Below are 13083 nucleotides of genomic sequence, written 5' to 3'. Positions count from 1 at the left end.
ATATGGATGCAAGCGATCCGATCACCTCAAAAGCTCTTGTGCCACGGGGGCCGTCCACATATGGGTCCCGGATCAAGCCCGGGACGACGACGGAACGTGGTCGGGAGCAATCAAAAAGCAAAAGCCCGGCGCGAGGCCGGGCTTTCATGTGTGTTGCTCTCTGATCGCGTTTACGCCTGAGGCTGCGGCTCCAGGCCGGGGTCCGGATCTGGGCGCGGGCGCGACTTGCCGGCGGGCGGCACGGCGGAGGCGCGCGGCGTGGTCGGCTCGAGCACGGACTCGCGGTTCGGCTTCTTACCCTTCAAGAGATCGACGATCTCGTCGCCGGTCAGCGTCTCGAACTCGAGCAGGCCCTTGGCCAGTGCTTCGAGATCGGCGCGCTTCTCGGTGAGGATTCGCGTCGCCTCGTTGTAACCTTCCTCGACCAGGCGCTTGATCTCGGAGTCGATCTTCTGGACCGTCGCCTCCGAGGCGTTCTGGGTGCGCGACACCGACATGCCCAGGAAGACCTCGTCCTGGTTCTCGCCATAGGAGACGGTGCCAAGCTCTTCCGACAGGCCCCAGCGCGTGACCATCATGCGCGCCAGACGTGTCGCCTGCTCGATGTCGGAGGCCGCGCCCGAGGTGACCTTCTCGCGGCCGAACACCAGTTCTTCCGCGACGCGGCCGCCCATCATGATGGCGAGACGCGAGGTCATCTGCTCCAGCGACATCGACAGCTTGTCGCGCTCCGGCAATTGCATGACCATGCCGAGTGCACGGCCGCGCGGAATGATGGTCGCCTTGTGGATCGGGTCGGTAGCGACGACGTTGAGGCCGACGATCGCGTGGCCGCCTTCGTGATAGGCGGTCAGGAGCTTCTCTTCCTCGGTCATGACGAGCGACTTGCGCTCGGCACCCATCATCACCTTGTCCTTGGCCTCTTCGAACTCGGCCTGCGTCACCATCCGCTTGTTGCGGCGGGCGGCGGTCAGCGCGGCCTCGTTGACGAGGTTCATCAAGTCGGCGCCCGAAAAGCCCGGGGTGCCCCGCGCGATGGTCTTCAGGTTGATATCGGGCGCCAGCGGCACCTTGCGGACGTGAACCTTGAGGATCTGCTCGCGGCCGACGACGTCAGGATTCGGCACCACGACCTGACGGTCGAAGCGGCCGGGCCGCAGCAGCGCCGGATCGAGCACGTCGGGCCGGTTGGTGGCGGCGATCAGGATCACGCCCTCATTGGCCTCGAAGCCGTCCATCTCGACCAGCAACTGGTTCAGCGTCTGCTCGCGCTCGTCATTGCCACCGCCAAGGCCGGCACCACGGTGACGGCCGACCGCGTCGATTTCGTCGATGAAGATGATGCAGGGCGCATTCTTCTTTGCCTGCTCGAACATGTCACGCACGCGCGACGCACCGACGCCGACGAACATCTCGACGAAGTCAGAGCCGGAAATGGTGAAGAACGGCACGTTGGCTTCGCCCGCGACCGCGCGCGCGATCAGCGTCTTGCCGGTGCCGGGAGGGCCGACCAGCAACACGCCGCGCGGAATGCGTCCGCCCAGGCGCTGGAATTTACCGGGGTCGCGCAGGAATTCGACGATCTCCTGCAGGTCCTGCTTGGCTTCGTCGACGCCGGCGACGTCCTCGAACGTCACCCGGCCATGCGCCTCGGTCAGCATCTTGGCGCGCGACTTGCCGAAGCCCATCGCCTTGCCAGCGCCGCCCTGCATCTGTCGCGACAGGAAGATCCACACGCCGATCAGCGCGATGAAGGGCAGCCAGGAGACCAGGAGCGAAACGAACCACGGCACGTTGTCGCCCGGCGGCTTCGCAGTGATCTGCACCTTGCCGTCATAGAGGCGCTTCACCAGCGTCGGGTCGTTCGGCGCGTAGGTCTGGAAGCTCGAGCCGTTGGTGAAGGTGCCATGGATTTCCGGCCCCTGGATCACGACGTCGCGGACATGGCCCTGGTCGACTTCGCTCAAGAGCTGCGAGAACGAGATATCCTGCGAGGACGCGCGCTGACCCGGGTTCTGGAAGAGCGTAAACAACGCCAACAGCAGCAAGACGATAATGACCCAGAGGGCGAAATTCCGCAGATTGGCGTTCATTGATCTTCCTTCGTGGTCGCGCGGATCGCGGCCTCAAAACTATCCTCGGGCGGCCTGGGGCAGGCACTTCAGGAAATCCCTGGGAATCCCCCCTTCAGCGACTGCATACAATTTAGGTGCCGTGGGAGTATATGCCAAGGGAACTGCACAGGACTATTTAGCGCATCCTAACCCGATTCCCGGTCAAATAATGGCGCAAACGTCCGGGTTTTAGGGGGGTAGTTAAGCGGATATGACGGGAATTTTCCTATTCGCCTGAATATCAGCGGGCCCGGCTCCGGCGCGGTGGTGCCGGCTCGACCCGGATCCGCCCATTGGCGAGCCCAATGACCGCGCCGGCGAGCGTCTGCTTCAGCTTGCCCGTCCCCTGCATCACCGCCTGATCGAGTGCGGTGAGCAGGGCCTCGACCTTGCCCAGTTCGGCCGATCCCTCATGGCCCACGCGGTCGATCGCGCGTTTGAGCAGGCGCAGCCGGATCTCCTCGGGCAGGGCCACAAAGGCCCCGGCATCGAATCCGGGCGCCGCACCGCCATCGCGCAGCGCAAGGTAGCGCTCGGCACCATCAGTCAGCACTTCCACTGCGGCATTGGCCCGGGCGAGCCGCGCCGCGAGCCGCGCCAGGTTCCGGGCATCGCCACCCTCTGCAGCCAGTGCCGGCATCAGCACGCGCAGCCGCGGACGCGTGAACGCCGTGTCACGATTGGTCGGATCGACCGCGTAGCCGATCCTGGCTTTCTCCAGGGTTGCGACCAGCCGCGCCTTGGGAACAGCGAGCAGCGGCCGCGCCAACCTCACCCCTTCGCGCTCGGTCTCGCGCGCCATCGCGGCGAGGCCGGCGATGCCACTGCCGCGCAACAGCCGCATCAGAAGCGTTTCGGCCTGGTCGTCGCGGGTGTGCGCCGTGAGGATATGCGTCGCCCCGCTCGCACGGGCCGCTTCGGCCAGCAGGCGATAGCGCGCCTCGCGTGCCGCCTCCGGCAGGCCGCTGTTCGGCTTGGTGCCGGTCCAGCGCAGCGTCTGATGGGGCAGATCGAGCGTGCCGGCAAGGCGCTTGACCTCACGCGCTTCGCGCGCGGCCTCCGGGCGCAGGCCGTGGTCGACGGTAACTGCGATCAGCCGCGGCCCCTGCTTGAGTGTCCGGCGCCAGCGCACCGCGAGCCACATCAACGCCACCGAGTCCGGACCGCCGGACACGGCCAGAACGATCGCTGGCGCGCGCTTCCACTCGTCTAACAGACGTTTGGCTTCGGTCGCGGAAATCGCGCTATTGTCATCAGACATGGCGGTGCCATCGATCGCGGAGCCGAAAGGCCCCAGCGGCACCGGTTTAGCACTTGATCCGCTTCTGCTCACGGTCGACGGCGGCTTTGACGCCCGTGGAAGCCCGCGGATATTTCCGCGTCACTTCGCCGAGCGCGGCGCAGGCGGCTTCCTTCTCCTTCAGCGCCGCCAGTGACTGGCCAAGCCGCAGCAGTGCGTCCGGCGCCTTGGCCGACTTGTCGAATTTCGTGGTCACGCCGAGGAAGGACTCGGCGGCGTCACGATACTGCTGACGCTGAAAATAGCTCTCGCCGAGCCAATATTGCGCATCCGGGATCAGGGGGTCGCTCGGATATTTCTGGGAGAAATTCCGCATGGTTTCCTCGGCGAGCGCATAGTCCCTGCGCTGCATGTAGCCGATGCCGAGGTCGAACTCGTCCTTCGATGTCGCCGATGGCGGCAAGGTGGTCAGCGCGGCGGTGGCGCCGCCCCCTGCCGGTGCGCCGGCACTGCGTGGGCTGGTGTTGCCGAGGTCGAGCGGTTCGCCCGCGCCGCGTCCGCCGGGCGCACCGACCGTGGCATCGGGCGAGACCGGCATCTGGCCACCACCGAGTGCGCGCGGCGCCCCCGGGGCGTTCGGGTTCTGGTTGGGATCGAAGGCATCGCCGCGGCCGCGGCGCCCTCCTGCCGCTGGCGCGGCCGGCTCCTGCACGATCGGTGCGGGAGCCGCGATCTGGGTCTGGTCGTAGCCGCCCTGCGATTGCCGGTAACCCGGCTGCGGTTGGCCGTATCCCTGCTGCGGCTGTCCATAGGCCGGCTGGCCACCTTGCGGCGGATAGGACGGCGCAGACGGGGTGGCCGGCGGCATGGCGGCGACGCCGGGCTGGGTGGCCGCAGGCGCACCGCCCGGGCCGGACGGCGCGGCGCCGAGCTGACGCAGGCGCTCCTCCAACTGGCGGTTACGATACTGCAGTTCCTCGTTCTGGCCGGTCAACTGTCGAAGCTGGTTCTCCAGATGCTGGACCCGCATTTCGAGGTCGGCATCGTCGGATTGTGCGAAGGCCGGTGCGGAAACAGCCAGTCCCGCGGCAATCGCCGCGGCGCGCGTAACTCTAAGAAATCTGGATGACATCTTGCCCTGACGACGAAAATCGACGCGGAACCACACTGATGCAGGGAGTACGCCGGAATTGTGACTGAAGCAAATCAACGTTCAAACGAAACCGGCGCCTCTCGGCGCCGGCGGCAAATCGCGGAAATCTTCGGAAGCTCACGAACTCGCGTTCAGCACCGTGACGGCACGGCGGTTCTGCGACCAGCAGGAGATGTCGTTGCAGACCGCCACCGGACGTTCCTTGCCGTAAGAGATGGTGCGCATCCGGCTCGGATCGATGCCGCGCGAGGCGAGATAGGAGCGAACCGCCTGGGCACGACGCGCACCGAGCGCGATATTGTATTCGCGGGTGCCGCGCTCGTCGGCATGGCCTTCGATGGTAAAGCTGTAACGGTTGTAGCTCTGCAGCCACTGCGCCTGCTTGTCCAGGGTCGCGATCGCCTGCGGGGTCAGGTCGGTCTGGTCGCTCTCGAAGAAAACGCGGTCGCCGACGTTCACGACGAAATCCTGCTGGCTGCCCGGGGTCGCCGCGTTCGCCATCGCGCCCTCGGCGCCGAGATTATTCTTGGCGCAAGCACCCATCGAGAGCGCCACCGCGAGCACCGCGGCGAGCTTCAATCCCTGGAGGATTCGCATCTGGTATTTCATTCCGGAGCCTCCACGCTCACGTTTTCGAATTCTCATCCGATCTACAGGGCGATGGTTAAGCGAACGTTCCGTCAACCTTGATGGGACCTTGCCAGACCCGATCAAATGCGGACAAACGGCGAAAAGCGCCCCCGATGGTTAATGGGTTGTAAATGTGGCGCGAGGGTGAAGACAAGCGCGGAGGCGGCTGGAATCGCCGATTTCCCGGCTTTACCGGGAAGAATCAGCGCAAAGTGCGGGACTTCTGCGACAGTTCGGGCGAAGCCGGACTATTCAGGAACTTGGAACGATCGACGCTTGCGCGAAGGAGGGCCGGACATCAGTGGTACCAGATTGACCCCGCCCCCGCTCGAACAGCATCCGCCGCTCGAACGCACTTGAACGCAGGAAGGGGTAGCGGGCGAGCACCCGCTCACGCACCGCAGGCAAGTGCGCGGCCATCAGTCCGACGGGCTTCAAGAGGCCCGGATGGATGCGCGGCTCGGACCAAGCCTCATGCAGGAACACCCGACGGTAAAACGCCATGTGCTCGGGACGCACCATGGCCAATCCATAGTCGGCGTTGAAGTGAACGCCAGCCGTCGATCCGAGCCGAACCGTCACGTAGGGCAGTTCCGGAACAGTCCGCGCCTTTTCCGGATCGGCGACAAAGCGCGTCGAGTCGATGAAGACCAGCCCTTGATCAAGCTTGGGATGAAGCACGTCACCAAACACGTCGACGGAGGGCGAGATCCGGCACTCCGGCGTGACGACGTTGATGCGAATTGAGCTGTAGAGTTCGCCGTTAAAGTACACGCCGAACGTCCAAACGTTGGCGGCATCATCATACTGATCCACGACGCGCTCGTCCGCCGACGGTTCGATCGCGCGTTCACGCAGATAAGCGCGATAGCGGAGCCGGTAGATATCTTCCTTTTCGGCTGGGGTTTGCGCTAGGCGATAATCGACTTGATCCAGCGGGTCCGAAAGCCGTCCGCTTGCCGGCCTGGTGGCCTCCACCGCGGGCATTATGTTCAATCCTTACACCTTCGAGCAACTTCTGCGCGTGTCAAAAAGATTAACAGCATCTTAATTTATTGCAAAGGGATCGCGGCAATACGGTTAATCGACGCGGGGCTCGCGCGCGAGCCATGCGTCGGTGGCACCGCGGAGCTACCGGTAGAGGGACGGTCTCAGGCAATCGACCGCGACGATGCCAACTTCAGCAAGTCTTCCGGACGGCGGCCATGAGAGGCGCTGAGGAGTTGCCGTATACGCACCGCAGGTACCGGGCGGCTGAACAGATAGCCTTGCGCCTCGGTCACCGCGCCGTCGGCGCTGACGAGATCGAGCTGCTCGTTGGTCTCGATGCCTTCCACCACGACGGACATGCCGAGATCGGCGGAAAGCCGCGCCACACCACGCAAAAGCGTCAGCGGTCGGTCGGTGTCGATGCCTTCGAGGAATGAGCGGTCGATCTTGACCTTCTGCAATGGGAAGTTGTGCAGATAGCTCAGGCTCGAATAGCCGGTGCCGAAATCGTCAAGCGAGATCCGTACACCCAGCGCATGTAGCTGCGACAGCACGTCGTGCGTCACTTGCGTATTGCGCAGCAGTGAGGACTCGGTGATCTCGATCTCAAGACGTCGCGCCGGCAGGCCCGAAACCTCCAGCGCATAGCGGACCTCGCTCAGCACGTCGCGCTGATGGAACTGCTGCGGCGACAAATTGACCGCGACGCTGACGGATTCAGGCCACGTCATGCATTCCATGCAGGCCTTGCGGAGAATCCAGCGGCCGAGATCGACGATCAGCCCCATGTCCTCCGCCACCGGAATGATCTCGATCGGAGAGACCGTGCCGCGCACCGGGTGGTTCCAGCGCAATAGCGCCTCGCAAGTCGTGATCCTGCCGGTCTTGAGATTGACCAGCGGCTGGTAATAGAGCTCGAACTCCTCGTTCGCCAGCGCCTTGCGCAGGTCGAGTTCGAGGATGCGGCGCGCTTCGACGATCTGGGCCATCTCGTCGCGGAAGAAGCAGAACGTGCCGCGCCCGTCGGCCTTGGCACGATAGAGCGCCATATCGGCGTTCTTCAAAAGCGTGTCGGCGCTGACGCCCGGCGAGGTCATGGCGATACCGACGCTGGCCCCGATCTCGACCAGGTGATTGTGAATCTTGTAGCGCTCGCTCAGCCGATCGACAATGCGACGTGCAAGGCTGGCCGCGTCCTCATGTGATTTGATGTCCTGCTGGAACACCACGAACTCGTCGCCGCCGAAGCGCGCCACGAAATCTTCCGGCCGCAGCATTTCGCGGAGCCGGCCGGCTACCGCGCAGAGGAGTTGGTCGCCGCAGGGATGGCCGAGCGTATCGTTGACCTGCTTGAACTGGTCGAGGTCGATGAACAGAAGTGCCGACAACTGCCCGCCTCTCGGCCGCGCCAGGAGACGACCGATCTCGTCACGGAAATTGAGGCGGTTGGGCAATTGCGTGAGTTCGTCATACCGCGCCAGATGGGTGATGCGGGCTTCCGCATTGCGCCGCTCGGTAACGTCTTCAAGCAACACAACCGTGCCACCATCGGCCATCGCCTGAAACGTCCACGACAGCGCGCGGTTGTTGGTCAGGTCGGGGGCGCTCGTGATCACGACCCGCATCTGGGTGTGCTCGATCTCGGCGAGGATCGTCCTGCCGCTCGCCTCTGAGATCGAGCCGGCGCTCACGCATGCCGAGATGATGTCGGATGCGCGCAGCCCGCGCTGCACAAGGTCTTCCGGCAGGCCCATCATCTCGCTGAAGCGGTAGTTCATCACCGCAAGGCCGCCGTCGTCGCGGAACATGCACAGGCCGTGCGGCATGTTGTTCAGCGCGGTATCGAACTGGCCGGCCAGCGCCGCCTCCCGCTCCTTCGCGATCCATGCGTTGACGTAGATCCGCTGCAGGCTGGATGTCAGGTGCCGGATGGAAACGAAGAAGACAAAGCTCAGGAGGGCAAGCGCGATGTAATAGGCACCGCCCACATAGAACAACGCGAAGATCAGGGGTCCGATGGACAACAGCAAATGCAGGTGGAAGATCCGCGGGCGGCCGAATGTCCGCCCAACCCCAGCCGACGTATAGGCCACCACCGTCGTCACGCAGAGCATGTGGGCGGCCGCATCGCTGGTTCGCAGCAGAACGGTTATCCCCCAGATGCCGAGCGCGACGCCATAGGCGACCGCGCCGAACCGATAGCGCTGCTCCCAGCCGACGGACTCCGCGACGGTGAGCCGCGAGTTGCGCTGCTGGTAACGGTACATCTGATGAGCGCGCCCAAGCCCCACCACGATGAACAGCGGCACGCACAGCCACATCAGGATGTCGCCGGTGACGGCGGCGATCACCGAGCCGGCGATGGCCGGGCCAAAGGCGCCGAAGATCATCGGCGCGGGATTCATGAACAGGGAATCGACCAGCGCAGCCGCGATCGTTGGCGACATCTGCCGGTCCGACTCTCCCGTCTGATTGGCAAACTGCATGAGCTGGGCACACACGTCCTGTTGTAACGTGCAGTTTTACCCAGCGCTGATGAAGTCTTTCTGAGGGAATATCGTTACCAAGACCTTGTTTCGAGTTTTATGCAGCGGAAATTCTCTTTCTATTTCAATGAACTAGGAAAAATTTGCCGGTTAACGAGAATGGTTACCCGCAAAGCCCGGCAATTTACGACAATAGCGGCGACCACGCCGGATCGGACGCGAAGCCCGGCGTCGGCACGCGCAGTTCGTTGCGGCCGGAAACGTCGACGGTGAAGAGTGACGGTCCCTGGCCGGGATCGCGGAAGAACATCACGACGCGCCCGTTCGGCGCAAAAGTCGGCCCCTCATTGTGATAGCCCGAGGTCAGGATCCGCTCGCCCGAGCCATCGGGCTTCATGATACCGATCGCGAACTGGCCGCCGCCCTGCCTGGTGAAGGCGATGTAGTCGCCGCGCGGCGACCACACCGGCGTCGAGTAGCTGCCGTCTCCAAAGGAGATGCGCTGCGCCTGCCCGCCGTTTGCCGCCATCACATAGATCTGCGGCTTGCCGCCACGGTCGGACTCGAAGCAGATACGCGTTCCGTCGGGTGCAAAAGATGGCGAGGTGTCGATCGCCGGCGTGTCGGTCAGCCGCGTCATCGATTTCGAGCGCAGATCCATCACGAACAGATTGGAGTTGCCGCCCTGCTGCAGGCTCATGATGATGCGCTGGCCGTCCGGCGAGAACCGCGGCGAGAACGACATGCCCGGGAAATTGCCGACGATCTCGCGCTGGCCGGTCTCGATATTGAGCAGATAGACGCGCGGATCGCCCTGGCCGAACTCCATATAGGTGATTTCCTGGGTCGACGGCGAAAAGCGCGGGGTCAGCACCAGATCGGAGCCGCGGGTCAGGTAGCGCACATTGGCGCCGTCCTGGTCCATCAGCGCGAGCCGCTTGACGCGTCGCTCCTTCGGTCCGGTCTCGTCGACGAAGACGATGCGGGTGTCGAAATAGCCCTTCTCGCCGGTCAGCCGTTCATAGATCTGGTCGGAGATGATGTGCGCGATGCGCCGCCAATATTCGGCCGAGGTGTCGTATTGCTGGCCGGCGAGTTGCTGGCCGGTATTGACGTCCCAGAGGCGGAATTCCGCCTTCACGCGCCCATTGTTCTGCCGGGTCATGCGTCCGGTGACCAGCGCCTGCGCGTTGACCGACTTCCAGTTCTGGAAGTTCGGCGCGGCGTCGATGTTGATGTTCTTCTCGAGATAGGCGGCCTGGTCGATCGGTGCGAACAGGCCCGAGCGCTTGAGATTGTTGGTGATGACCTGGGTGACGCCGGCACCGACTTCGGTATCCCCGGGGGTACCAGCCGTGAAATTCGGGATCGCGATCGGCAATGGCGCGAATTCGCCCTCGGGAATCGGCACGCGCTTCGGCGCCTGCGCAAATGCGCCGCGCGGTGCGGCGGCAACGATGCCGAGCGCGGCCATGCTGGAAATGATCTGGCGGCGGCTCGGGCGGAAAAACGTCTCAAACGATTTGTTCTGATTGGTCATCGTTGGCGAACTTTGCTTCATGGGACCTCGAGCGCACATCGCGCTCAGGTCTTTCGTTCGGTGAACACGGGCGAAAAATATTTCCATTCGTCGAAGAAAGCCGCCGGCAGATTATACGGCTGGCATTCGATGATCGCGCGCAGCGCGCTCTCCTGATAGACGCGCAAATAAGGCGTCCCCGGCGTGCCCTCAGGCACCGGCATGCCCTCCAGCGTGCCGTCGCGCTTCAGGCGGATCACGAAGGCGGACTCGGTCTGCTGCGCCTCGATGCCGCCATAGGGCTTCTTCCAGCACCGCTCCACCTGGCTCTTGAACATCGCGCCCCAGGTCGCCGAATTGTCGGCGGCCTTGCCATGGGCAAGGCCGAGCACTGCGTTCGAATTGAGGGTGTCGCCGGCCGCCGCCTGGCGCGTCGGATCGCGCTTGTCGAGAAGGGCTGCAATCTTCGACTGGTCGAACACGCGCTCCTTCAGCTTCTGCTCCGGCGGCGGCTTGGCGGCCTGCTGCTGCGGCTTCGGCGGCGGCTTCTTCTCTTCCTTCTTGATCGCCTCGGCGATCGGATCGGGCTTCACGGGATCAGGCTTCTTCTCGGCCTGCTTCGGCTCCTGCTTTGGCTCTTCCTTCTTGGCCTCTTCCTTTTTCGGCTCTTCCTTGGGTTTATTCTCGACGACCGGCTTCGGCGGATTGGGCTTCTTTTCGACCGGCTTTTCTTCCACCTTCGGGGTCGGCGGCGGGGCGGTGTCGGTGACGATGGGCGGCTTCTTGTCCTCGATCTTGCCGACGGCGTCGTCGACCGGCTTGGCCTCGGCGACCTTCTCGACCAGCGGCTTCGGATTTTCCTTCTTGCCGGTCCTCTGGCCGGCCATCACATGGGCAAGCTGGTCGGACGAAATGACGTCGACCGCGACGGTCTCCTCGTCCGGCAGGACGTAGGCCCTGGACGAAAACGACACGAGGCCCCATCCCAGCACGAGGACGTGCAGGGCGATCGATGCCACCAGTGTCTTGTCGACCTTGACCTTCAACTTACCCTGCTCTGCCACAGCTTAAGATCTCAAGATCCCCCCTCCGGGATGATGACGATGTTGGCCTTGAAGCCGGCGGTGCGAATCTGGCCCAAGAGCTTCATCATATCCGTGTAACAGACGTCCTTGTCCCCGCGCAGATATACCACGGCATCGTTATCCGATCGGGTCTCCCGGATAGCCTTGATTTTGGGCAAGAGGTCGGCAGCCGAGATCGAGGCGTCCCCGAGATAGAGTTCCACGCTCGAATTGCAACTCCCGCCGGTGCGCTTGACCGACAGCGTCAATGGCGGGGTGTTCTGGGCAATCGACTTGCCGCCGCTCGCGATCGGCAGGTCGATGTCGATATTCGACGTCATCAGCGGCGCCGCGACCATGAAGATGATCAACAGCACCAGCATCACGTCGACCATCGGCGTGACGTTGATTTCCGCCATCACGGCGGCGCGGCGCCGGCCACGGCGGCCACCGCCGCCCGACGAACCCGCCATGCTCATCGCCATGCTCTAGAACCCACCGCTTGCGTTCATCACAGGTCGCCTCATCAGGCCCGTTCGTCGATCTGCCGCGACAGGATCGCGGAAAATTCGTCGGCAAAGCCTTCCAGGCGCTGGGCCTGCCGGTTCACCTCGGAAATGAACTTATTGTAGAAAATAGTCGCCGGAATTGCGGCGATCAGGCCGATTGCGGTCGCAAACAGCGCCTCCGCGATACCCGGCGCCACCACCGCCAGTGAGGTATTCTTTGATGCCGCAATCGACTGGAAGCTCGACATGATGCCCCAGACGGTGCCGAACAGGCCGACGAAGGGGCCGGCCGAGCCGACGGTCGCGAGCACCAGCAGCCGCCGTTCCAGCCGCTCGACCTCGCGCGCGATCGACACGTTCATGACCTTCTCGATCCGCATCTGAAGGCCGCCAAAGGAGCGCGAATGGCTCTCGAAGGAGCGCTTCCATTCGCGCATCGCCGCCACGAAGCAGGCCGCCATCGACTGCGTCGGCTTGGCCGACAGCGTGCGATAGAGTTCCTCGATCGACTGCCCCGACCAGAACGCCTGCTCGAACCGGTCCATCGCGCGGCGGGTGCGTGAATACAGGAAGATCTTGTCGATCGCGATCGCCCAGACCCAGACCGAGCAGGCGAGCAGCCCGAGCATGACCGCCTTCACGACCCAGTGGGCCTGCAGGAACAGCGCGATCAGCGAAACATCGCTCGAGGCCATGGGCAGCGCTGCCTGCGCCACGTCGGCGGGATTCATCGGCAATATCCTTTCAACGCAAAGATCCTTTGTCCTTCCCGGAGCAAATGGCTGCCGGTCCCGGATTTTCGTTTCGACGCGTTTTCCTCACGCGACCCGGTCTCCACCTCGCTTGAGCCGCTCCTAGCAGCCGCGCGCCCAGCGCGGCGGTAAGCGCCAGCCGCGAAAAGCTTTCATCTGTCGCATGGGAGGGCCGTCCAAGGCCGCGCCCTGCTTCCTCCGCCAACATGTCAAAACAAGGGCTGTTCGCCCGTCATTTCCGCCCCTCACCAGACTCTAACCGTGGTTAATGCGAGGTTACCAAAGTCGGCTTTGACGGCTGGAAATGCAGGAAATCCGGCCGGTTACCCGATGGGGCGGGGTTCCCTCCCCTGTCGTTCCTGGCTTGAACTGGGAGGACGCCGTCATTGCGAGCGGAGCGAAGCAATCCATCTCTCAGCGCGCGGAGGTATGGATTGCTCCGCTCGCAATGACGGGGTGAGTTCCGATTCAGGTGTCAAACAGCGGAGGGGATGTGAATCCGCGTTCTCGCGGCATTGATTGCCCGAGGTTTGCGTTCGTTTCACCCTCTCAATCAACAGAGGGCGCAGGGAAAGCCGGGTGCTGGTTGCACCCGTGGGTCCCGTGCAACAAAAAGCACGGGGGTA

The 13083-nt window shown here is 63.7% G+C and carries 10 protein-coding genes; all 10 read right to left on the bottom strand.

Annotated features, from left to right (window positions below):
• Positions 1 to 170 precede the first annotated feature (170 nt).
• Positions 171 to 2093 carry an ATP-dependent zinc metalloprotease FtsH gene (gene ftsH, locus OZ411_RS41300; RefSeq protein ID WP_130579695.1) on the bottom strand — a complete coding sequence of 641 codons (1923 nt, stop codon included), beginning with the start codon at positions 2091 to 2093 and terminating at the stop codon, positions 171 to 173.
• Positions 2094 to 2355: 262 nt separating this feature from the next.
• Positions 2356 to 3375: a tRNA lysidine(34) synthetase TilS gene (gene tilS / locus OZ411_RS41295; RefSeq protein WP_282532546.1), complete on the bottom strand. Its 1020-nt coding sequence runs from the start codon at positions 3373 to 3375 to the stop codon at positions 2356 to 2358.
• A 46-nt stretch (positions 3376 to 3421) separates the two neighbouring features.
• Positions 3422 to 4486 carry a tol-pal system protein YbgF gene (gene ybgF / locus OZ411_RS41290; protein WP_282532545.1) on the bottom strand — a complete coding sequence of 355 codons (1065 nt, stop codon included), beginning with the start codon at positions 4484 to 4486 and terminating at the stop codon, positions 3422 to 3424.
• A gap of 138 nt (positions 4487 to 4624) precedes the next feature.
• Positions 4625 to 5116, bottom strand: coding sequence for a peptidoglycan-associated lipoprotein Pal (pal, locus tag OZ411_RS41285; protein WP_208828749.1), 492 nt, complete (start codon positions 5114 to 5116; stop codon positions 4625 to 4627).
• A gap of 273 nt (positions 5117 to 5389) precedes the next feature.
• Positions 5390 to 6124, bottom strand: a complete 735-nt coding sequence (locus OZ411_RS41280; RefSeq protein WP_282532544.1) for a hypothetical protein — start codon at positions 6122 to 6124, stop codon at positions 5390 to 5392.
• A gap of 164 nt (positions 6125 to 6288) precedes the next feature.
• Positions 6289 to 8613, bottom strand: a complete 2325-nt coding sequence (locus tag OZ411_RS41275) for an EAL domain-containing protein (protein WP_282532543.1) — start codon at positions 8611 to 8613, stop codon at positions 6289 to 6291.
• 184 nt (positions 8614 to 8797) lie between these two features.
• Positions 8798 to 10153 (bottom strand): Tol-Pal system beta propeller repeat protein TolB, encoded by a 1356-nt coding sequence (tolB, locus tag OZ411_RS41270; protein WP_282532548.1) that lies wholly within the window; start codon positions 10151 to 10153, stop codon positions 8798 to 8800.
• A 44-nt stretch (positions 10154 to 10197) separates the two neighbouring features.
• Positions 10198 to 11178, bottom strand: coding sequence for a protein TolA (locus tag OZ411_RS41265; protein WP_282532547.1), 981 nt, complete (start codon positions 11176 to 11178; stop codon positions 10198 to 10200).
• A gap of 29 nt (positions 11179 to 11207) precedes the next feature.
• Complete coding sequence (locus OZ411_RS41260; protein WP_130583240.1) at positions 11208 to 11681, bottom strand: biopolymer transporter ExbD; 474 nt, start codon at positions 11679 to 11681, stop codon at positions 11208 to 11210.
• Positions 11682 to 11722: 41 nt separating this feature from the next.
• A complete protein-coding gene (tolQ, locus tag OZ411_RS41255; RefSeq protein ID WP_027579741.1) occupies positions 11723 to 12436 on the bottom strand; it encodes a protein TolQ in 714 nt (237 codons plus the stop codon).
• Positions 12437 to 13083: the final 647 nt, after the last annotated feature.

The sequence above is a fragment of the Bradyrhizobium sp. Arg237L genome (genome assembly GCF_029990105.1).
Taxonomy (GTDB): Bacteria; Pseudomonadota; Alphaproteobacteria; order Rhizobiales; family Xanthobacteraceae; genus Bradyrhizobium.
Note: the sequence above shows the minus strand (reverse complement) of the source record. Positions and strands in the feature narration are given on the sequence as shown.

Excerpts from the sequence above, each read along its gene's own strand:
- ftsH (WP_130579695.1), bottom strand. The coding sequence starts at position 2,093 with ATGAACGCCAATCTGCGGAATTTCGCCCTCTGGGTCATTATCGTCTTG.
- tilS (WP_282532546.1), bottom strand. The coding sequence starts at position 3,375 with ATGTCTGATGACAATAGCGCGATTTCCGCGACCGAAGCCAAACGTCTG.
- ybgF (WP_282532545.1), bottom strand. The coding sequence starts at position 4,486 with ATGTCATCCAGATTTCTTAGAGTTACGCGCGCCGCGGCGATTGCCGCG.
- pal (WP_208828749.1), bottom strand. The coding sequence starts at position 5,116 with ATGAAATACCAGATGCGAATCCTCCAGGGATTGAAGCTCGCCGCGGTG.
- OZ411_RS41280 (WP_282532544.1), bottom strand. The coding sequence starts at position 6,124 with ATGCCCGCGGTGGAGGCCACCAGGCCGGCAAGCGGACGGCTTTCGGAC.
- OZ411_RS41275 (WP_282532543.1), bottom strand. The coding sequence starts at position 8,613 with ATGCAGTTTGCCAATCAGACGGGAGAGTCGGACCGGCAGATGTCGCCA.
- tolB (WP_282532548.1), bottom strand. The coding sequence starts at position 10,153 with ATGACCAATCAGAACAAATCGTTTGAGACGTTTTTCCGCCCGAGCCGC.
- OZ411_RS41260 (WP_130583240.1), bottom strand. The coding sequence starts at position 11,681 with ATGGCGATGAGCATGGCGGGTTCGTCGGGCGGCGGTGGCCGCCGTGGC.
- tolQ (WP_027579741.1), bottom strand. The coding sequence starts at position 12,436 with ATGAATCCCGCCGACGTGGCGCAGGCAGCGCTGCCCATGGCCTCGAGC.